The organism is Pseudomonas koreensis, from assembly GCF_036668835.1.
GTDB lineage: Bacteria > Pseudomonadota > Gammaproteobacteria > Pseudomonadales > Pseudomonadaceae > Aquipseudomonas > Aquipseudomonas koreensis_I.
Genome location: NZ_JAZEVW010000006.1, coordinates 238,470 through 259,263 on the forward strand (window position 1 = coordinate 238,470; position 20,794 = coordinate 259,263).

At 61.1% G+C, this 20,794-nt stretch carries 21 protein-coding genes; 10 read left to right on the forward strand and 11 right to left on the reverse strand.

Features of this window, described 5'->3' with window-relative positions:
- Positions 1–71: 71 nt before the first annotated feature.
- The 8 genes from V6F91_RS19130 to V6F91_RS19165 all read right to left on the reverse strand — a co-directional run bounded on the left by V6F91_RS19130 (position 72) and on the right by V6F91_RS19165 (position 6,832).
- The gene (locus V6F91_RS19130; protein ID WP_332767128.1) at positions 72–329 is read right to left on the reverse strand and encodes a hypothetical protein; all 258 of its coding nucleotides are present in this window, start codon (positions 327–329) and stop codon (positions 72–74) included.
- Entirely contained in the window at positions 326–538 is a 213-nt protein-coding gene (locus tag V6F91_RS19135) for a hypothetical protein (protein WP_332767130.1), read from the reverse strand. The genes V6F91_RS19130 and V6F91_RS19135 overlap by 4 nt, the downstream gene beginning before the upstream one ends.
- Positions 539–819: 281 nt before the next feature.
- The gene (locus V6F91_RS19140) at positions 820–999 is read right to left on the reverse strand and encodes a hypothetical protein (protein ID WP_090282941.1); all 180 of its coding nucleotides are present in this window, start codon (positions 997–999) and stop codon (positions 820–822) included.
- 155 nt (positions 1,000–1,154) lie between these two features.
- Positions 1,155–2,330, reverse strand: coding sequence for a lactonase family protein (locus tag V6F91_RS19145; RefSeq protein ID WP_332767133.1), 1,176 nt, complete (start codon positions 2,328–2,330; stop codon positions 1,155–1,157).
- Positions 2,330–2,629 (reverse strand): DUF5629 family protein, encoded by a 300-nt coding sequence (locus V6F91_RS19150; RefSeq protein WP_332767135.1) that lies wholly within the window; start codon positions 2,627–2,629, stop codon positions 2,330–2,332. The genes V6F91_RS19145 and V6F91_RS19150 overlap by 1 nt, the downstream gene beginning before the upstream one ends.
- Positions 2,630–2,790: 161 nt before the next feature.
- On the reverse strand, positions 2,791–4,371 hold the full coding sequence (locus tag V6F91_RS19155; RefSeq protein ID WP_332767137.1) for an aldehyde dehydrogenase (NADP(+)): 1,581 nt from the start codon (positions 4,369–4,371) through the stop codon (positions 2,791–2,793).
- Positions 4,372–4,380: 9 nt separating this feature from the next.
- A complete protein-coding gene (gene araD1 / locus V6F91_RS19160) occupies positions 4,381–5,373 on the reverse strand; it encodes an AraD1 family protein (RefSeq protein WP_332767139.1) in 993 nt (330 codons plus the stop codon).
- A gap of 136 nt (positions 5,374–5,509) precedes the next feature.
- Positions 5,510–6,832 carry an MFS transporter gene (locus V6F91_RS19165; RefSeq protein ID WP_332767140.1) on the reverse strand — a complete coding sequence of 441 codons (1,323 nt, stop codon included), beginning with the start codon at positions 6,830–6,832 and terminating at the stop codon, positions 5,510–5,512.
- Between the two features lie 194 nt (positions 6,833–7,026).
- On the opposite strand from V6F91_RS19165, the gene V6F91_RS19170 reads away from it, so the two are divergent.
- Entirely contained in the window at positions 7,027–8,763 is a 1,737-nt protein-coding gene (locus V6F91_RS19170; RefSeq protein WP_093102198.1) for an IlvD/Edd family dehydratase, read from the forward strand.
- A gap of 180 nt (positions 8,764–8,943) precedes the next feature.
- Positions 8,944–9,663: a FadR/GntR family transcriptional regulator gene (locus tag V6F91_RS19175; protein ID WP_042606776.1), complete on the forward strand. Its 720-nt coding sequence runs from the start codon at positions 8,944–8,946 to the stop codon at positions 9,661–9,663.
- A 270-nt stretch (positions 9,664–9,933) separates the two neighbouring features.
- Here the strand turns inward: V6F91_RS19175 and V6F91_RS19180 are convergent, their stop codons facing one another.
- Together V6F91_RS19180 and V6F91_RS19185 are read right to left on the reverse strand one after the other, a co-directional pair.
- Complete coding sequence (locus V6F91_RS19180) at positions 9,934–12,318, reverse strand: efflux RND transporter permease subunit (RefSeq protein ID WP_090282934.1); 2,385 nt, start codon at positions 12,316–12,318, stop codon at positions 9,934–9,936.
- Entirely contained in the window at positions 12,315–13,358 is a 1,044-nt protein-coding gene (locus tag V6F91_RS19185; protein WP_332767146.1) for a WD40/YVTN/BNR-like repeat-containing protein, read from the reverse strand. The genes V6F91_RS19180 and V6F91_RS19185 overlap by 4 nt, the downstream gene beginning before the upstream one ends.
- A 450-nt stretch (positions 13,359–13,808) precedes the next feature.
- Between V6F91_RS19185 and V6F91_RS19195 the strand changes: the two genes are divergently transcribed.
- From V6F91_RS19195 to V6F91_RS19225, 7 genes are all read left to right on the forward strand, one after another.
- On the forward strand, positions 13,809–14,399 hold the full coding sequence (locus V6F91_RS19195) for an amino acid synthesis family protein (RefSeq protein ID WP_007917992.1): 591 nt from the start codon (positions 13,809–13,811) through the stop codon (positions 14,397–14,399).
- A 31-nt stretch (positions 14,400–14,430) separates the two neighbouring features.
- Entirely contained in the window at positions 14,431–15,264 is an 834-nt protein-coding gene (locus V6F91_RS19200; protein WP_332767149.1) for an alpha/beta fold hydrolase, read from the forward strand.
- Positions 15,261–16,742: an aldehyde dehydrogenase gene (locus tag V6F91_RS19205; RefSeq protein WP_332767151.1), complete on the forward strand. Its 1,482-nt coding sequence runs from the start codon at positions 15,261–15,263 to the stop codon at positions 16,740–16,742. Before V6F91_RS19200 ends, V6F91_RS19205 begins: the two co-directional genes overlap by 4 nt.
- Positions 16,743–16,754: 12 nt before the next feature.
- On the forward strand, positions 16,755–17,240 hold the full coding sequence (locus V6F91_RS19210; RefSeq protein WP_101155079.1) for a flavin reductase family protein: 486 nt from the start codon (positions 16,755–16,757) through the stop codon (positions 17,238–17,240).
- A 134-nt stretch (positions 17,241–17,374) separates the two neighbouring features.
- Positions 17,375–17,764, forward strand: a complete 390-nt coding sequence (locus V6F91_RS19215) for a carboxymuconolactone decarboxylase family protein (protein ID WP_332767156.1) — start codon at positions 17,375–17,377, stop codon at positions 17,762–17,764.
- Between the two features lie 58 nt (positions 17,765–17,822).
- Complete coding sequence (locus V6F91_RS19220) at positions 17,823–18,575, forward strand: GntR family transcriptional regulator (protein WP_090282928.1); 753 nt, start codon at positions 17,823–17,825, stop codon at positions 18,573–18,575.
- A 1-nt stretch (position 18,576) separates the two neighbouring features.
- Positions 18,577–19,140 carry an NUDIX hydrolase gene (locus V6F91_RS19225; RefSeq protein ID WP_332767159.1) on the forward strand — a complete coding sequence of 188 codons (564 nt, stop codon included), beginning with the start codon at positions 18,577–18,579 and terminating at the stop codon, positions 19,138–19,140.
- A 128-nt stretch (positions 19,141–19,268) separates the two neighbouring features.
- On the opposite strand, the gene V6F91_RS19230 is transcribed toward V6F91_RS19225, so the two are convergent.
- Positions 19,269–19,565, reverse strand: coding sequence for a DUF1330 domain-containing protein (locus tag V6F91_RS19230; protein ID WP_332767161.1), 297 nt, complete (start codon positions 19,563–19,565; stop codon positions 19,269–19,271).
- A 68-nt stretch (positions 19,566–19,633) separates the two neighbouring features.
- On the opposite strand from V6F91_RS19230, the gene ribBA reads away from it, so the two are divergent.
- The gene (gene ribBA / locus V6F91_RS19235) at positions 19,634–20,743 is read left to right on the forward strand and encodes a bifunctional 3,4-dihydroxy-2-butanone-4-phosphate synthase/GTP cyclohydrolase II (protein WP_332767162.1); all 1,110 of its coding nucleotides are present in this window, start codon (positions 19,634–19,636) and stop codon (positions 20,741–20,743) included.
- Positions 20,744–20,794 lie beyond the last annotated feature (51 nt).

Genomic DNA, 20,794 nt, shown 5'->3' on the forward strand with positions numbered 1-20,794 from the left:
CTCGAGGTTAGATCGGACGCCGAGCTCCGGGGCTGCATTCCTTTGCTGCGCGTGGGAACGATCATCACCGATCAGGCCAGCACCTGGCACATGCCCAGCGCCATGCAATCGACTTCGAACGGCCCGAGGAAGTCCACTGCGACCTTGGCCGGAGGATTGCCAGCCATCAGCCCCAGCGTGTTGGCGCGTTCAATGTTGTGAGCGATGCTGTGATTGGCCTCGATGGCCCGGGCCAGCGCGCCGACCGAGCCTTGGCCGATACCCAATAACGAAGTGCCGTTGGTGAAGAACGCCAGACCGGCGATCACCCAGAGTCTGTAGCCTTTCATGCGCCGCCGACTCCTGCGAGTTCGGCCCGATCGACCATCACGCTCTGCGAGCGCACGTCGAACTGGACACCGGGATGGGCGACGTCAATAGGGGCGTCGAAGCTGTGCTCCATTTGCGAGGCGATGCTGACGAACAGCACCACGGCCAAGTACACACAAATGGCCAGGTAGGCGCCGCGTTTGGCGGAATGAAGAATTGCGCTGGCCATGGTGTTCTCCCGTAGGCAGGTTTCGATGCCCACAGAATCGATCAAAAAAGCCGTGGCAACCACTCAGGGTTTGCCATAGTAAACATCAGCTTCGTTGATTATTTAGCCGCTCTATTTGCCAGCAAGAGCAATGCTATGAGCGCAGAACGCCGAGTACCGATCGTTCCCACGCTCTGCTGGGAACGATCAGTGGTGTTGAGCGCGCAAAAAAGGGCCGTCGAAGGCTGCGATCTTTGACGTAGATCGCAGCCTTCGACAGCCCCTACAGGGTGACGGGAATTTCAGGCTTGGGTTTTGTGATCCAGCGCGGCGTAGAAGTTGGCGCTCTGTTGCAGGTATTTCTGGGTGTAGCTCTGGGTGTGGGATTTTTTCTCGGCGATCTCAACGTTGGCACCGGCAGGCAATACCACGGTGGCGGAGATGGCGGAAGCGGCGATAACGGAGAAAAGATTGAAGTTCATGGCGGTAACCCTCGTGTTCGTTTGCTTGGTTTGCCCGGTCGGGCTGTGAAACAAACCTAACGCTGCAGGGTTGCCGCTTGAAATCTTTTGTAGCATTAGCCGTTATCAGCGTAATTAATACAAAGATGCAGGCCCCGCAGAACGGGGCCTGTGGCTTATTGTCGCACTAGAAACTTGAGGTCGCTGGGCGCGTCAATTGGCAGTTTCTGCACGGTTTTGCCGAGCAGGCCGGTCTGGCCATCGCGCTCGACGACGACAATCTCATTGCTCTTCTGGTTGGCGATCAACACGAATTTACCGCTCGGATCGAGGGCGAATTCGCGCGGATGGTCGCCTTCCACCGAGCGCTTTTGCAGTTCTTTCAACTGACCGCTGGCCTGATCGATGGCAAACACCACCAGTTGATTGGCGGTGCCCCGGTTGCTGACATAGAGAAACTTGCCGTCCGCCGAGGCATGCAACGCAGCGCCGGCCTTGTCCGAGGTGGGCTGGCCGGCGGCCAGGTCGACCAATTGCGTCTGGGTCAGTACGCCATCCTTGTAGTCGAACACCGCGACCTGCGCGCTCATTTCCATGGTCAGCCAGGCGTGCTTGCCATCGGCGCTGAACAGCAGATGGCGCGGGCCGCTGCCGGCCGGCAACGCCACGGACGGCGTCTTGGCAGGCGTCAGCGGCAAGTGCGGATTGGCTTTCGGGTCGAATTGATAGATGAAGATCTTGTCCGCGCCCAGGTCGTTGGAGAACACGTAGCGGCCATCCGGCGAGGACACCGTCGAGTGCACGTGGTTGGACGCCTGACGCTCAGGATTGACCCCGCTGGCCGGGTGCGCGCTCATCTGCACTACCGGCTGGAGCTTGCCGTCGGCGCCGACCGGCAACACCGCCAGGGTGCCGCCCGGATCTTCCACCACCGAATAGTTGCTGACGAACAAATGGCTGGCGTCAGCGCTGAGGCTCGAATGGGTCGGCTCGTTGCCCAGGCTCTGTACCTGATTGATCAGGCTTAGGGCGTGGGTTTTCGGATCGATGGCGAAGCTGCTGACGCGGCCGACCGGGTCCTGCTGGCCCGGACCGTTTTCGTTGACCACGAACAAGCGTTTCTGGTCCTTGGACAGAGTCAACCACGACGGGTTTTCGGTCTTGACCACTTGCAGCGGCTTGGCGGCGATCTGGCCGGTGGCGCTGTCGAAGTTCATCCGATAAATGCCTTCGCTGCTGCCGGCGGTGTAGGAGCCGACCAGCAACTGGAAGTTTTCCGCGTAGGCGCTGGAAAAGCCCATCGCACCGACGCTGCCGGCCATCAGCAGCGGCCAGAAATTACGCATTTTCATTATTGTTCATCCTCATCGTCGCTGCTGCTGACTACATCGCCGAGGCAGACCAGGCGGTGTTCGCCCGTGGTTTTGGTGTGGCTGGCGTAACCGATGATCAGCCAGTTCTGACGCTCGTCATCGAAGGTTGCGGCCTCGACTTGTGCCGGGGTGAATTCCCAATGTTTGGCCGCTCGACCATCGATGCATTCGATGTGCAAGTTATTGTCTTCGTCGAGGGCGAATTCGAAGGCGTGCAGGCCCTCGATTTCGACCATGCCGCAGTGTTCGAGGGCGTTGAGAAGGGTTTGGGCAGTCATGGCAAACAGTCTTTCTTGGGGGGGAAAGGGCCAATGATAGCTTAATGTCGCGCCGAAACCCCTTGTAGGAGTGAGCCTGCTCGCGATTGCGGTGGTCAGGCCGTAAAAGGCTGTTGATCGTTCCCACGCTCTGCGTGGGAACGATCATTAGCTGGTGGGCTTTAGATCGCCTCACGCGATGGCTTGCCATCCACCAGACGCTGAATGCGCAGCGGGTTGGCGTTCTTCAGCGGCTCGGGCAGCAAGCTGTCCGGGTAGTTCTGGAAGCACACCGGGCGCAGGAAACGATCGATTGCCAATGTGCCCACCGAAGTGCCGCGCGCATCGGACGTCGCCGGATACGGCCCGCCGTGAACCATCGAATCACACACCTCGACACCGGTCGGGTAACCGTTGAGCAGGATGCGCCCGACTTTCTGTTCGAGCAGTGGCGTCAGTTCGGCGAACTGTTCGAAGTCGGCCGGCTCGCCGATGATCGTCGCGGTGAGCTGACCGTGCAGGCCGTGCAGCGCAGCGCTGAGTTGCGCCTGGTCGGCCACTTCAACGATCACCGTGGTCGGGCCGAACACTTCTTCCTGCAGCACTTCATCGCCGTTGATCAACAGGCTGACATCCGCTTTGAACAGCTGCGGTTGCGCTTGATTGCCCTGCTGCGAATTGCCGGCCAGATGCTCGATGCCGCTGTGCGCCAGGAGTTTTTCCAGGCCCTTGCCATAGCTGCCGAGGGTGCCGGCGTTGAGCATGGTTTGCGCCGGCTGATCGCCAATGGCTGCAGCGACCTGCTGCACAAACGCGCTGAACTGCGGCGAGCGGATGCCGATGACCAGACCCGGGTTGGTGCAGAACTGACCGCAGCCCTGGACCACCGAGGCAGTCAGATCGCGGGCGACGGTCTCCGAACGTGTCGCCAGCGCTTGCGGCAGCACGATCACCGGGTTGATGCTCGACATTTCGGCGAACACCGGAATCGGTTGCGCACGCGCCGCGGCCATGTCGCACAGCGCGCGGCCGCCCTTGAGCGAACCGGTGAAACCGACAGCCTGAATCGCCGGGTGCTTGACCAGCCACTCGCCGACGCCACCGCCGTAGATCATGTTGAACACGCCTACCGGCATGGCGGTTTTTTCCGCTGCGCGGATGATCGCGTCGGCGACCAGCTCAGCGGTGGCCATGTGGCCGCTGTGGGCCTTGAACACCACCGGGCAACCGGCGGCCAGCGCCGCTGCGGTGTCACCACCGGCAGTGGAGAATGCCAGCGGAAAGTTGCTCGCGCCAAACACGGCGACCGGGCCGAGGCCGATGCGATATTGACGCAGGTCCGGGCGTGGCAATGGCTGACGATCGGGCAACGCCTGATCGATGCGTGCGCCGTAAAAATCACCGCGACGCAGGACCTTGGCAAACAGACGCATCTGCCCGCTGGTGCGACCGCGTTCGCCCTGAATGCGCCCGGCCGGCAGTGCGGTTTCGCGGCAGACCACGGCGACGAAATCATCGCCGAGGGCGTCCAGCTCATCGGCAATCGCATCGAGAAACTGTGCGCGACGTTCAGCGCTGAGGCTCCGATAGGCCGGGTGTGCGGCGGCGGCTGCCTTGGCGGCGGCGTCGACTTCTTCAGCGGTGGCCTGGATGAAGTTGTGCGGCAGTGCTTCGCCGGTGCTGGCGTCGACCGATTGCAGTTTGACGCTGCCAGCGGCGCTGCGCTGACCGCCGATGTAGTTGTGACCGAGAATCTGAGTCATGGGATCTCCTTAAAGGGTGCCAATGCTGTCGGGGGCAAACACTGCGTCGATCGGCACGATACCATTGACCAGCGGTGCGCCGAACTCAGCCTGACTGATTTCAAATACGTCGCCCGGTTGGGTGCGAATGCCGTCGGCGAACGACAGCGTCGCGGTGCCGAAGAAATGAATGTGCACGTCGCCCGGACGCAGGAACTGCCGGTACTTGAAGTGGTGGTATTCGAGGTTCGCCAGGCTGTGGCACATGTTGGCCTCGCCGCTGAGGAATTCGTTCTGCCACAGCACTTCACCGTCACGCAGGATACGACTGGCGCCTGCAAGGTGTTGAGGCAATTCACCGGTGCGAAGTTCCGGACCATAGCTGCAGCTGCGCAATTTCGAATGCGCCAGGTACAGATAATTCTTGCGCTCCATGACGTGATCGGAGAACTCGTTACCCACCGCAAAGCCGAGGCGATACGGCTTGCCGTCGTGACCGATCACGTAGAGGCCGGCCATTTCCGGCTCCTCGCCGGCGTCTTCGGCGAACGGCGGCAACGGGAATGGTTGGCCCGGCCGCACGACGATACTGCCGTCACCTTTGTAGAACCACTCCGGTTGCACACCGGCCTGCCCTGCCGCTGGTTTGCCGCCCTCCAGACCCCATTTGAATATACGCATGGTGTCGGTCATCGCCGCTTCGTCGCCGGCCTGCTGGTGCATTTTGTCCCGCGCCGAGGCGCTGCCCAAATGAGTCAGACCGGTGCCGCTGACCAGCATGTGCGCCGGGTCCGGGTGATCGAGTGGCGGCAGGATGCGCAGCTCGGCGAGCAGCTCGGCGTAATCGTGATCGACACCGAAGCCGAGGGTTTGTACGTGCTGCTCCAGCGAATTGCCGGCCTCAATGGCGGCCAGCGCCAGATCGCGTACGCTGCGCGCGCCCTGCACTTCACGCACCCGCGCCGCGTCGACCACGCCGACGCGGCGCTCGCCATTGGTTAATTCGAATTGAACCAGATGCATGATTTATCTCCTTTATCAAAACCACCGCCGATCCCCTGTGGGAGCGAGCCTGCTCGCGAAAGCGGTGTATCAGTCACCAATGATGTTGAGTGTGATGGCCTCTTCGCCAGCAGGCTCGCTCCCACAGTGGCAAGCGTCAGGTACGGGTCGCACCGCGCGCACTGGCGGCGAACTGGTCAACCGGCAGCACATGCTTGCGCTCCAGCACGCGATAAACGATGCCGGTCAGAATCAGCCCGAACACCATCACGCCCGACAGGAAGTACAGCCCCGAAGCCAGATTGCCGGTGTATTCCTTCAACGCACCGATCACGAACGGGCCGATGTACCCGCCCAGATTGCCCACCGAGTTGATCAGCGCGATCCCCGCCGCCGCGCTCGCGCCGGCAAAGAACCGCCCCGGCAGGGTCCAGAACACTGCGGTGCACGAGAACAACGCAAAAGCGACCAGACACAGCGCCGCCAGTTGTGCCACTGGCATCGATAACCACGCACTCATGAACAAGCCAATAGCGCCCAGCACATACAAAACAGCAAGGTGCCCGTAGCGATCGTTCAAGCGGTCGGAGCTGCGCGGAATGATCAGCAGTCCGATGATGCCGAAGAGGTACGGCACCGAGGACACGAAACCGGTGACCAGGTCGCTGCCGCCAAATTGTTTGATCAGCGTCGGCAGCCACAGGCCGAGGCCGTAAATACTCAGGGTCACTGGCAGGTAGAACAGCGCCAGCAGCAACACGCGTTTGTCTTTCAGCGCGTGCAACGGATTGCCGTGACGGGTCTGGCCGTATTCCTGCAGATCCTTTTTCAGTTCGCCGGTGAGCCAGTCTTTTTCCGCCTGATCCATCCACTTCACTTGCTGCGGGCCGTCCGGCAGCCAGCGCAGCACCGGCCAGGTCAGCAGGATCGCCGGGGTGCCGATGACGATGAACAGCCACTGCCAGCCGTGCAGGCCGAGCACGCCGTCCATGCCGAGCAAGCCGCCGGACACGGGACCGGTGATCATCATCGCGATCGGTTGCGAGAGGATGAACAGCCCGAGGATCTTGCCGCGATGACGCACCGGGAACCATTGGGTGATGTAGTACAGCACGCCCGGAAAGAAGCCCGCCTCGGCCGCGCCGAGCAGAAAGCGCATCACATAGAAGCTGTGCGGCCCCTGAACGAAAGCCATGCCGATGGTGATTGCGCCCCAGGTGATCATGATTCGCGCAAACCAGCGCCGCGCGCCAAAGCGTTCGAGCATCAGGTTGCTGGGGATTTCGAGCAGGAAGTAACCAATGAAGAACAGCCCGGCGCCCAGGCCATAGGCCGCGTCGCCAATACCGATGTCGGCGCCCATGTGCAGCTTGGCGAAGCCGACGGCGGAGCGATCCACATAGGCGATCAGGTATAGCAGGATCAGGAAGGGAATCAGTTTCAGTGTGATGCGCCGGATAAGCCGCAATTCCTGGCTCATGAGATCGGTCTCCGATTGTTGTTTTTATAGAACCTCGGGGGACGCCTCTCGCTGCACAGCGGCCAGGGCCATCCCTCCGTCGAAAACGACTATATAGTAATACTAATTACGCAACAACACTTCCAAAGCGGCGAATTTGCGCTTATGTTAGGCCATCGCTGGAACACTATAGTCATACAATAAGAGAATCGATCATGGCTGATAAGAAACCCACCCTGCGCTCCGCCCAATGGTTTGGCACGGCCGACAAGAACGGCTTCATGTACCGCAGCTGGATGAAGAATCAGGGCATCGCCGACCATCAGTTTCACGGCAAGCCAATCATTGGCATCTGCAATACCTGGTCGGAGCTGACGCCGTGCAACGCGCACTTTCGCCAAATTGCCGAGCACGTCAAACGCGGCGTGATCGAAGCCGGTGGTTTTCCAGTGGAATTTCCAGTGTTCTCCAACGGCGAATCGAACCTGCGCCCGACCGCCATGCTCACCCGCAACCTGGCGAGCATGGACGTTGAAGAAGCGATTCGTGGCAATCCGATCGACGGCGTGGTGCTGCTGACCGGTTGTGACAAAACCACCCCGGCGCTGCTGATGGGCGCGGCCAGTTGCGACGTGCCGGCGATCGTTGTCACCGGTGGGCCGATGCTCAACGGCAAGCACAAGGGCAAGGACATCGGCTCGGGTACTGTGGTCTGGCAGCTCAGCGAACAGGTCAAGGCCGGCACCATTACCATCGACGATTTCCTCGCGGCCGAAGGCGGCATGTCGCGCTCGGCGGGCACCTGCAACACCATGGGCACCGCGTCGACCATGGCCTGCATGGCCGAAGCACTGGGCACTTCCCTGCCCCATAACGCAGCGATCCCGGCGGTGGATGCGCGCCGTTATGTGCTGGCGCACATGTCCGGCATGCGTGCCGTGGAAATGGTGCGCGAAGACCTGAAACTGTCGAAGATTCTCACCAAGGAAGCCTTCGAAAACGCCATCCGCGTCAACGCCGCCATCGGTGGCTCGACCAACGCTGTGATCCACTTGAAAGCCATCGCCGGGCGTATCGGCGTCGAACTTGATCTGGACGACTGGACGCGCATCGGTCGCGGCATGCCGACCATCGTCGACCTGCAGCCGTCCGGGCGCTTCCTGATGGAAGAGTTCTATTACGCCGGTGGCTTGCCAGCGGTGCTGCGTCGTCTCGGCGAAGCCAATCTGATCCCCAATCCGCACGCGCTGACCGTCAACGGCAAGTCGATCGGCGAGAACACCAAAGACGCGCCGATTTATGGCGAAGACGAAGTGATCCGCACGCTGGACAATCCGATCCGCGCCGACGGCGGTATCTGCGTACTGCGCGGCAACCTCGCGCCACTCGGCGCGGTGCTCAAGCCGTCCGCCGCCACCGCTGAACTGATGCAGCATCGCGGCCGCGCCGTGGTGTTCGAGAACTTCGACATGTACAAGGCGCGGATCAACGATCCGGAGCTGGACGTCGACAAGGATTCGATTCTGGTCATGAAGAACTGCGGGCCGAAGGGTTATCCGGGCATGGCCGAAGTCGGCAACATGGGCTTGCCGGCCAAACTGCTGGCGCAAGGTGTGACCGACATGGTGCGCATTTCTGATGCGCGGATGAGCGGCACCGCCTACGGCACCGTGGTCTTGCACGTCGCGCCGGAAGCGGCAGCCGGCGGGCCTTTGGCGACGGTGAAGGAAGGCGACTGGATCGAACTCGACTGCGCCAGCGGGCGTCTGCATCTGGACATTTCCGATGCCGAACTGGCGGCGCGCATGGCCGACCTGCAGCCACCGCAGCAATTGCTGGTGGGCGGTTATCGTCAGCTGTACATCGACCATGTGCTGCAAGCGGATCAGGGTTGCGACTTCGACTTCCTGGTCGGCTGCCGTGGTGCCGAGGTCCCGCGCCACTCTCACTGATCACACAAATCCCTGTGGGAGCGAGCTTGCTCGCGAAAGCGGCGTGTCAGCCATACATATGGCACTGACAGTCCGTCTTCGCGAGCAAGCTCGCTCCCACAGTTCTATACCCGACTCAAGATCGTGCCGTGCCTGCTATGATGCGCGGCATCTCCATCGCTCAGGATCGCGCCACTCCCCATGGATTACCGCAAACCCTCCGACCGTAAAAGCATGCACTCGCGCATCGTCCAGGAACTGGGCATGCAGATCGTCTCCGGACGCTTTTTGCCCGACGACAAACTGCCCGCCGAAGCCCTGCTCTGCGAGGAGTACGCGGTCAGCCGACCGGTGTTGCGCGAAGCCACGCGGGTGCTGGTAGCCAAGGGGCTGGTGTACTCCAGGCCGCGGGTCGGCACGGTGGTCAAGGCGCGCCGCGAATGGCACATGCTCGACCCGGACGTGCTGCACTGGCTGATGCAAAGCAGCCCGCAAAATGAATTCTTCAATGTGCTGACCAGCGTGCGCAGCATCATCGAACCCGCCGCTGCCGCCCTCGCCGCCCAGCACGCGACGGATGCGGACATCGCCGCCATCAATGAAGCGTATCAACGCATGGAAGCGGCGCCGACGCCGGAAGCCTTGTTGCAGCCAGACCTCGACTTCCACAGCCGGATTGCCGATGCGACGCACAATGATTTGCTGGCGAATCTGTGCAACATGTTGGCGGTGGCGATTGCCGAGGCGTTGAAGCATTCCAATCAACGGCCGAATCTGCATGAATTGGCGTTGCCTCGTCACAAGGCGATTCTGACTGCCATTGAAAACCGCGATGCACTGGGTGCAAGGCATGCGACGCTGGTGCAGCTGGATGATGCGCGCAGTGCGCTGAGTGTTGTGCTTGGCGCTGAGCTTTCTTAAGGCTTCAGACCGCTTGCCCTCACCCTAGCCCTCTCCCAGAGGTAGAGGGGACCGACCGAGTTGTGCTTCGTCATACGTCGACCTGAATAACCCGGTCGATTATGGATTCACAGCAAAACGTTCAAGTCGCTGTAAATCTCCAATATCCCCCAATCAGTCCCCTCTCCCTCCGGGAGAGGGTTAGGGTGAGGGGCTGTTGATCTTGATCCTGATCCACAAAAAAAGCCGCAACCCCCAAAGGTTGCGGCTTTGTCATTTCAGCCACTCAGATCAGTGAGCAAACAACGAATTGCCCTTCTGCCCCGCCAGTTTCTCCGGCTTGATCAGGAACTTCGCCAGCGCCGGCAACAGCCACAGCGCGCCGAACATGTTCCACAGCAGCATGAACGTCAGCATCAGCCCCATGTCAGCCTGGAACTTGATCGCCGAGAAGATCCAGGTGCAGACGCCGATCGCCAGGCACAGGCCGGTGAACAGCACCGCTTTACCGGTGGATTTCAGCGTCTGGTAATAGGCTTCCTGCAATGGCAGGCCGGCACGCAGGAAACTTTCCAGACGGCTGTAGATGTAGATGCCGTAGTCGACACCGATCCCCACGCCCAGCGCCACCACCGGCAACGTCGCAACTTTCACGCCGATGCCCATGAATGCCATCAGCGCGTTGCCGAGTACCGAGGTCAGCACCAGCGGCAGAACGATGCACAGGGTCGCCGCCCACGAGCGGAAGGTGATCATGCACATCACCGCGACGCAGATGTACACCAGAATCAGGATGGTCAGTTCAGCCTGTTTGATGACTTCGTTGGTCGCCGCTTCGATCCCGGCGTTACCGGCGGCGAGGATGAATTCCAGGCCGTCCTTGTTGTTCTCCCTGGCAAATTCCTGCACCGCATTCACCGCACGATCAAGGGTTTCAGCCTTGTGATCGTTAAGGAACACCAGCACCGGCGCCAGCGAGCAACTGTTGTTGTACAGACCGTCAGCGCGGGCGATCGAGTTGTTCAGCACGTCCGGGTTGCGCGACAGGGTTTCCCACTTCAGGTTACCCTCGTTCATGCCCTTGATCATCTGCTTGGACACGGTCACCAGCGAGATCGCCGATTGCACGCCCTCGGTGTTCTGCATTTTCCACATCAACTGATCGATCGGCGCCATGGCTTCGTAGCGCGAGCAGCCTTCAGCCTTGGTCTTGACCATCACCACCAGCACGTCGGAGCTGGTCGAGTAGTTGCTGATGATGAAGTTGTTGTCCTTGTTGTAGCGCGAGTCCGGACGCAGTTCCGGCGCACCCTGGTCGAGGTCGCCGATTTTCAGGTTCTGGCTGTACCAGAGGCCGCCGCCAAAGGCGATCAGCGCCAGCACCACCGAGATGCGTGCGACTTTCGGATTGGCGAAGTTCGACAGCAGGCGCCAGAACGGATGTTCGCGGTTCGCGTCTTTCTTGCTCTTGGCGATCGCACGCTTGCTGATGCCGACATAGGAAATCGCCACCGGCAGCAGGATCAGGTTGGTGAAGACAATCACTGCCACGCCGATGGATGCACCGATCGCCAGTTCACGGATCACGCCAATGTCGATGATCAGCAAGGTGATGAAACCCACCGCGTCCGCGAGAATCGCGATCATCCCCGGCAAAAACAACTGCCGGAACGTACGGCGCGCGGCAGTTAGCGCGTTATCGGCTTCGCTGGATTGCAGGGCGATACCGTTGATCTTCTGTACGCCGTGGGAAATACCGATGGCGAAGATCAGGAACGGCACCAGCATCGAATACGGATCAAGGCCGAAACCGAAGAAGTGCATCAAGCCGAGCTGCCAGACCACCGCCACCAGCGTCGTACTCAGCACGGCAATGGTGCTGCGCACGCAGTTGGTGAACCACAGCAGCAGGATCAGAGTGATGACGAAGGCGACGCCGAAGAACAGCACCACCATCACCAGACCGTCGATCAGGTCGCCGACCTTCTTGGCGAAACCGACGATATGGATCTTGACGTTGGGGTTCTGTGCTTCGAACTTGTTGCGGATCTTGTCTTCGAGTTCATGGGAGAACTGGCGGTAGTCCAGCGCCAGCAACTTGCCCTGGTCCTGCGGGTCGGGATATGACTCGAGCAGCGGGATGTCGACGATACTCGACTTGAAGTCGTTGGCCACCAGACGCCCGACCTGACCGGACTTGAGCACGTTGTTGCGCAGCAGATCGAGGCTGTCCTGCGAGCCGTTGTAGCTCTGCGGGATCACTTCACCGCCGGCGAAGCCCTCTTCGGTCACTTCGGTCCAGCGCACGCTCGGGCTCCACAGCGACTTCAACCCGGAGCGGTCGACGCCGGAGATGTAGAACACCTCGTCGTTGATCTGCCGCAGGGTCTCCATGTACTCCTTGGAGAAGATGTCGCCGTCAGTGGCTTCCACCGAGATACGCACGGTGTTGCCAAGGTTCGCCAGATCGTTGCGGTGCTCCATCATCTTCTCGATGAAGGGATGCTGCAGCGGGATCATCTTTTCGAAACTGGTCGACGGCCGGATCAGCGTGGCCTGCCAGAACAGAAAGACGCTCACCACCAGACAGATCAGAATCACGGCCGGTCGGTTGTTGAAAATCAGGCGCTCGAGGAACGTCGCCTTTTCCTGCTGAGGAGTGATCAAGGAAGTCATAGGCCCGCCTTCTTGTTATTGGTCTCGGCACCGTTTGGCTGGGTGAGGTGTACACCGCCCTGCCCGCTCAGAATCAGATTGCCGTCGCCGGCAGCAGTGACCGACGACAGCGAAATGCGATCCGGGCGGTTGAACACGCTGAAGGTTTCGCCGTTATCGCTGCTGCTGATCACCGAACCGCCGTTGCCAACGATGACGATCGAGCCGTCTTCAAGCAGCGTGCCGCCGGACAGACCGAACTCCAGCGCACCGCGCGCGGCTTTCAGCTCGACCTGCTCCCAGTTGCTGCCGAAATCGGTGGAGCGGTAGAGGTTGCCGCGCAAACCGTAGGCCAGCAGGGTCTGCGCTTGCGCCGTGCCGATCACGCCGAACAGCGAACCTTCGTATGGGCCTTCGAGTTTTTCCCAGGTCTGACCGTCATCAGCCGAGCGAAACATGCTGCCCGACTCGCCGACGATAAACAGCCCGGCGTCTTTTACGGCGGCGATGGCGTTGAGGTGGAACTGGTCTTCGTTGTCGAGGCGGTCGCTGACGTCTTGCCAGTCCTTGCCGCCGTCGGTGGTTTCCAGCAGCGTGCCGTAGGCGCCCACGGCGAAGCCGCTGTTGGCGTCCTTGAACCAGACGTCGAGCAGCGGCGATTCACGTTTGAGGTCTTCGAATTGCTTGGTCCAGGTCAGACCGCCGTCTGCGCTGGCGAGGATTTGCGCGTCATGGCCGACCGCCCAGCCGTGCTTGTCGTCGACGAAATACACTGCGGTGAGCAGTTGCCGGGTCGGCACTTTGGCCTGGGTCCAGGTTTTGCCCTGGTCATCGGAATAGAGAATGTGCCCACGGTCGCCCACCGCGACCAGGCGCGTGCCGGCATGGACCACATCGAGAATCAGGCTTTTCGCGGCCTTCGCCGATTCGGTGGCATACACCACGTCGGCAGGTGCCTCGGCGGCAATCACTGGCGCCGACAGTGTGGCAAAACCCAGCAGAGAGAGTGCTGTGACCAGCAACGCGGTGTTGCGCAACGCCGGCGGGCGGCAACGACTCATAGACCTTCCCCTATTTATTATTGTTGGGCCATCAGGCCTTCAAGGGCGCCGCAAGGGTGCTGCGATGATGGCTGATCAGAAGCATAGTCCTGAAACCCGCCATCCAGAGCCCCTTCGGAAGCTGGCTCATCCTATCGGGCTTTCGAAACGTCTGACAATCGGCGCCACGTTATCTTTTGTTAACCAAAAGCGGCCCTCTGTAACGAAGAAATTCCCCTGTGGGAGCGAGCTTGCTCGCGAAAGCGCCGGATCAGTCAACATTTGAGTTGAATGACACACCGCCTTCGCGAGCAAGCTCGCTCCCACAGGGGTTGGTGGTGAGTGCGGGATTTGAATACATGACCATTCGCCGGGGTGATGCGGCAAAAGTGCGCGAGGGGACTTGCGCGATTGGTATTATGGTATACCATCAGACGCACAGACACTCTCAATCCCCCTACGGAGCAGCTCATGAGTTTCGAAATCCGCAAGATCGTCAGCTATGTCGAAGAAACCTTTATTGAAGGCGGCAAAGCCACCGACAAGCCTGTGACCATGGTTGGCCTCGCCGTGGTGATGAAGAACCCTTGGGTCGGCAACGGTTTTGTCGAAGACCTCAAGCCGCAGATCCGCGCCAACTGCTCCGACCTCGGCGCGCTGATGGTCGAACGTCTGGTGGGCATCATTGGCGGCGCGGAAAAGATCGAAGCCTACGGCAAAGCCGCGGTGGTCGGCGCTGACGGCGAGATCGAACACGCCTCCGCAGTGATCCACACCCTGCGCTTCGGCAACCACTACCGCGAAGCGGTCAACGCCAAAAGCTACCTGAGCTTCACCAACAAGCGCGGCGGCCCGGGCACTTCGATCCAGATCCCGATGATGCACAAGGACGACGAAGGTCAGCGTTCGCACTACATCACCCTGGAAATGCAGATCGAAGACGCCCCGCGTGCCGATGAAATCGTTGTGGTGCTGGGTTGCGCCGACGGTGGTCGTCTGCACCCGCGCATCGGCAACCGCTACATCGATCTGGAAGAACTGGCCGCCGAAAAAGCCCAGTAATCACAATAAAAAGGCATTGCAGGAGCGCTCCATGATTCGGCTCACCGCTGAACTCACCCCGGCTGGCACCAGTTACCTGGCGACCGGCCAAGGCCAGCCCGTGGTATTGATCCACGGCGTGGGCCTGAACAAAGAAATGTGGGGCGGCCAGATCGTCGGCCTGTCCAGCGACTATCAGGTGATCGCCTACGACATGCTCGGCCACGGCGCCAGTCCGCGGCCGGCCAGCGGCACCGACCTGCTCGGTTACGCCGATCAGCTACTCGAGTTGCTCGATCACCTGAAACTGCCGCAGGCCGCGGTGATCGGTTTCTCCATGGGTGGCCTGGTCGCGCGGGCGTTTGCCCTGCACTATCCGCAGCGCCTGCAAAGCCTGGTGGTGCTCAACAGCGTGTTCAACCGCAGCGAAGAACAGCGTGCCGGCGTTATTGCGCGCACCGCACAGGCCGCTGAACACGGTCCGGACGCCAACGCCGAAGCGGCGCTGTCACGCTGGTTCAGCCGTGAATATCAGGCGGCCAACCCGGCGCAGATCGCCGCGCTGCGCCAGACCCTGGCCAACAACGATCCGCAGGGCTACCTGACCACCTACGAACTGTTCGCCACTCAGGACATGTACCGCGCCGACGACCTCGGCACGATCACCGCACCGACCCTGATCGCCACAGGCGAGCTCGACCCCGGTTCGACCCCGGAAATGGCCGAGCAACTGGCCCGGCGCATCCCCGGTGCGAAGGTTGTCGTGCTGCCCGAGCAACGGCATATGATGCCGGTAGAGTCGCCGCGCCTGGTCAACCAGACATTGCTGCAGTTTCTCCAATTCGCACACTCCCGACAAAACCATATAAAGGGGATCGTTGCATGACACTCGCACGCTTCCAGATGTGCATCGGCGGAGACTGGGTCGACGCCCTCTCCGGCAAGACCTTCGAAAGCCTCAACCCGGCCTCGGCGCAAGCCTGGGCCGAACTGCCCGATGCCGATGAAGCGGACGTCGAACGCGCCGTGCAAGCCGCGCAAACCGCGTTCGACAGCCCGGCCTGGCGCGGCCTGACCGCCACCGCACGCGGCAAGCTGTTGCGCCGTCTCGGTGACCTGATCGCCGAAAACAAAGAGCAACTGGCGCAGCTGGAAAGCCGCGACAACGGCAAGCTGATCCGCGAAACCCGCGGTCAGGTCGGTTATCTGCCGGAGTTCTTCCACTACACCGCAGGCCTGGCCGACAAGCTTGAAGGCGGCACGCTGCCTTTGGACAAGCCCGACCTGTTCGCCTACACCGTGCACGAAGCGATGGGTGTGGTCGCGGCGATCATTCCGTGGAACAGCCCGCTTTATCTGACCGCAATCAAACTGGCCCCGGCGCTCGCCGCCGGCAACACCATTGTGATCAAGCCGTCCGAGCATGCCTCGGCAACGATTCTGGAACTGGCGCGCCTGGCCCTCGAAGCGGGGATTCCTCCGGGCGTGGTCAACGTGGTCACCGGTTACGGCCCGAGCACCGGCGCCGCCCTCACCCGCCACCCGCTGATCCGCAAGATCGCCTTCACCGGCGGCGCGGCGACGGCACGGCATGTGGTGCGCAGCAGCGCCGAGAACTTCGCCAAACTGTCGCTGGAACTGGGCGGCAAGTCGCCAAACATCATCTTCGCCGACGCCGATCTGGACAGCGCGATCAACGGCGCGATTGCCGGGATCTACGCCGCGTCCGGGCAGAGTTGCGTGTCCGGTTCGCGCTTGCTGGTGCAGGACGAAATCTACGACGAGTTTGTCAATCGTCTGGTCGAACGTGCCCAGCGCATTCGCATCGGCAACCCGCAGGAAGACCACAGCGAGATGGGCCCGATGGCCACCGCGCAGCAATTGGCCGTGGTCGAAGGCCTGGTCGCCGATGCCATCGCTGAAGGCGCGCGCCTGCGCACTGGCGGCAAGCGTCCGAGCGATGTCGGCGAAGGCTGGTTCTACGAGCCGACGCTGTTCGAGTGCGACCGCAACTCGATGAAGATCATGCAGGAAGAAGTCTTCGGTCCGGTGGCCTCGGTGATCCGCTTCAAGGATGAAGCCGAAGCGCTGGCGATCGCCAACGACTCGCAGTTCGGCCTTGCCGCCGGCATCTGGACCCGCGATCTGGGCCGCGCCCATCGGCTGGCGCGCGACGTGCGCTCAGGGATCATCTGGGTCAACACCTACCGCGCGGTGTCGGCGATGGCGCCGATCGGCGGCTTCAAGAACAGTGGCTATGGACGCGAAAGCGGCATCGATTCGGTGCTGGCCTACACCGAACTGAAAACGGTGTGGATCAACCTCTCCCAGGCTCCGATGCCTGATCCGTTTGTGATGCGCTAGGAGTCCTGCGAAATGATCGAACCCGGCATTTACAAAGACGTCATGAGCTCGTTCCCGTCCGGCGTGACGGTGGTGACGACGCTGGACCCGGACGGCGGCATCGTCGGCATCACCGCCAGCGCCTTCAGCGCGCTGTCGATCGACCCGGCGCTGGTGCTGTTCTGCCCCAACTACGCCTCCGACACCTACCCGGTGCTGCGCGACAGCAAGAAGTTCGCCATTCATTTGCTCTCCGCCGAGCAGACTGCCGAAGCCTATGCGTTCGCCGGCAAGGGCAAGGACAAAGCCAAAGACATCGAGTGGCACCTGAGCGATCTGGGCAACCCGATCCTCGCCAAGGCCACGGCGATCATCGAGTGCGAGTTGTGGCGTGAATACGATGGCGGCGACCACGCGATCATTGTTGGCGCAGTGAAGCACCTGATCCTGCCCGAGCAACCGGTGACGCCGATGATTTACCACAAGGGCAAGCTGGGCGCGTTGCCGCCCCTGACCTGACGGAGTCACACAAATCCCCTGTAGGAGCGAGCTTGCTCGCGAATGCGCAATGTCAGTCGACATCAATGCTGAATGTAATGACGCTTTCGCGAGCAAGCTCGCTCCCACAGGGGATAGTGGTGTGAGGAGGAATGATGAGTAACGAAAAGTACCAAAAAGGCCTGCAGATCCGCACTCAGGTACTCGGCGAAGCCTACGTGCAGCGCTCGATCGACAACGCCGATGACTTCACCCGACCGCTGCAGGAAATGGTCACCGAGTACTGCTGGGGCCATGTCTGGGGACGTGAAGGTCTGTCGCTCAAGGAGCGCAGCATGATCAACCTGGCGATGATCTCGGCGCTCAACCGCCCGCACGAACTCAAGCTGCATGTGCGTGGCGCCTTGCGTAACGGCCTGAGTCGTGAGCAAATACGCGAAATTCTGCTTCAGGTCGGCATTTATTGCGGCGTTCCGGCGGCCCTGGACAGTTTCCGGCTGGCCCGTGAAGCCTTTGCAGAAGCCGACGCCGAGGCCTCAAGTTAACCCCTCGGCTGTTTTGATGCCCGTCTGGCATGGACAGCCAAGCTCAAGAGCCGAACCCATGAAACGCCAGCCACTCGACGACAGCTTCAAGGTCAATCGCAACCCCGTTACCCTGCGCGAAATCGTGCTGGACAAACTGCGTAGCGCGATCATGAATTTCCAGCTCATGCCAGGCGATCGTCTGGTCGAACGCGACCTGTGTGATCGTCTCGGCGTCAGCCGCACTTCGGTGCGCGAAGCCTTGCGTCATCTTGAATCCGAAGGTCTGGTCGAATTCGCCGACGCCAAAGGCCCGCGCGTGGCGATCATCACCCTCGCCGATGCCGTCGATATCTACGAACTGCGTTGCGTGCTCGAAGGTCTGATCGTTCAGCTGTTTACCCTGCGCGCCAAGGCCAAGGACATCAAAGCCCTGGAAAAAGCCCTCGACGACAACCGCAAGGCGTTGAAGGACGGCGAGCTGCAGCAGGTGATCGACTCGGTACAGGGCTTCTACGACGTGCTGCTCGAAGGTTCGGGCAACCATGTCGCCGCCACTCAGCTGCGTCAGTTGCAGGCGCGCATCAGCTATTTGCGCGCAACCTCGGTGTCGCAGGAAAACCGTCGCGGCGCGAGTAACCACGAGATGGAAAAAATGGTCGCGGCGATCAAAAGCGGCGATCCGCTGGCGGCGCATCAGGCGTGCGTCGACCACGTTCGCGCGGCGGCTGCCGTGGCCCTCGACTACCTCAAGCGCAAGCAGGAAGAGACTGGCGCGACGCCGGCGATCACCCTGCCCATCGCGCTGAAAGAACCGCGTATAGGTCACTGATATGTTCAGCCCGAGCTATTGCCCGAAATGCGGTGGCCCTGACCTCGGTCAGCAGATACCGGTGGGCGATACGCACGAGCGCCTGATGTGCCGCGGCTGCGGCTACATCCATTACGTCAATCCGAAGATTATCGCCGGCTGCATCATCGAGCAGGATGGCAAATACCTGCTGTGCCAACGGGCGATCCCGCCGCGCCCGGGCACCTGGACGCTGCCGGCCGGTTTCATGGAAAGCGGCGAGACCACCGAGCAGGCGGCGTTGCGCGAAGTCTGGGAAGAAAGCGGCGTGCGCGCCGAGATCGTCTCGCCGTATTCGATTTTCAGCGTGCCGAAGATCAGCGAGGTGTACATCATCTTCCGCGCCATCGCCCTGGAGATTACTGGGCAGTACGGGCCTGAGACACTGGACTACAAGTTCTTCGCCCCTGAAGACATTCCGTGGGAACAGATCTATTACCCGGCGATCCGGCAGATTCTCGAGCGTTACATCGAAGAACGCCAGGCGGGGGTCTACGGGATATACATGGGCAATGACGACAGCGGCAAAATCCACTTCATGCGCTGACATTGGCTATACACAGAACCTGTGGGAGCGAGCCTGCTCGCGAAGGCGTCGGGTCAGTCGATACAAATGTTGAATGAACGACCGCTTTCGCGAGCAGGCTCGCTCCCACAGGGGTTTTGTGGTGCTGCTTAATTTGGGGCAAAGGCCTCGACGATGATGATCTCCGCCCTCGCCCACTCCTCGCGGTAACTCTTCGCCTCCTGATACGCCGCCGAGCGGTAGCACGCCACGGCTTTCTCGTAACTCTCAAACTCAATGATCACCGTGCGTTGCGGCGTTTCACGCCCTTCCATCGCTTCGCTGCGTCCGCCTCTGGCGAGAAATACGCCGCCGAACGCGGCAATCGCCTGCGGCGTGCGCTGGGTGTATTGGCTGTAGTGTTCGGCATCGGCTATATCCACATGAGCAATCCAGTACGCCTTCATAGTGACCTCTTTGTTGATTTTGTATTATGGTATACCAATATATTTCCAACGAACCCTGAGAGTCCAGCATGGCCTTCAACAGCATCGAAGAAATCATCGACGATTATCGCCTCGGCAAAATGGTTTTGCTGGTCGATGACGAAGACCGCGAGAACGAAGGCGACCTGTTGCTGGCCGCCGACCGCTGCACGCCCGAGGCGATCAGCTTCATGGCCCGCGAAGCGCGCGGGCTGATCTGCCTGACCCTGACCGACGAACATTGCCAGCGTTTGGGCCTGGAACAAATGGTCCCGAGCAATGGCAGCGTGTTCAGCACTGCGTTTACCGTGTCGATTGAAGCAGCCGTCGGCGTCACTACCGGGATTTCGGCGGCCGATCGCGCCTGCACTGTCGCCGCCGCCGTCGCAGCGAATGCCCGCGCCGAAGACCTGGTGCAGCCCGGCCACATCTTCCCGCTGCGCGCCAAGGAAGGTGGCGTGCTGACCCGCGCCGGCCACACCGAAGCCGGTTGCGACCTGGCGCGGCTGGCCGGTTTTACCCCGGCCTCGGTGATCGTCGAAGTGATGAACGACGACGGCACCATGGCCCGACGTCCGGATCTGGAACTGTTTGCACGCAAGCACGGGATCAAGATCGGCACCATCGCCGACCTGATTCACTATCGCCTGAGCACCGAGCACACCATCGAACGCATCGGTGAACGTGAATTACCGACGGTGCATGGCACGTTCCGTTTGATCACTTTTGAGGACCGTATCGAGGGTGGCGTGCACATGGCGATGGTCATGGGCGATCTGCGCCGTGACGAGCCGACACTGGTGCGCGTGCATGTGATCGATCCGCTGCGCGATCTGGTCGGCGCCGAGTACAGCGGGCCGAAGAACTGGACGCTGTGGGCGGCGCTGCAACGGGTCGCTGCCGAAGGTCACGGGGTGGTCGTGGTGCTGGCCAATCATGAGTCGTCACAGGCGCTGCTGGAGCGGGTGCCGCAACTGACCCAGCCACCGCGACAGTTCAGCCGCTCGCAGTCGCGGATTTATTCGGAGGTCGGCACCGGGGCGCAGATTCTGCAAAACCTCGGGGTGGGCAAGCTGCGGCATCTGGGGCCGCCGCTGAAGTATGCAGGGTTGACCGGGTATGACCTCGAGGTGGTTGAGAGCATCCCGTTCACCGAATAACCCACAGCAACCCCATTTCCCTGTGGGAGCGAGCTTGCTCGCGAAGGCGTC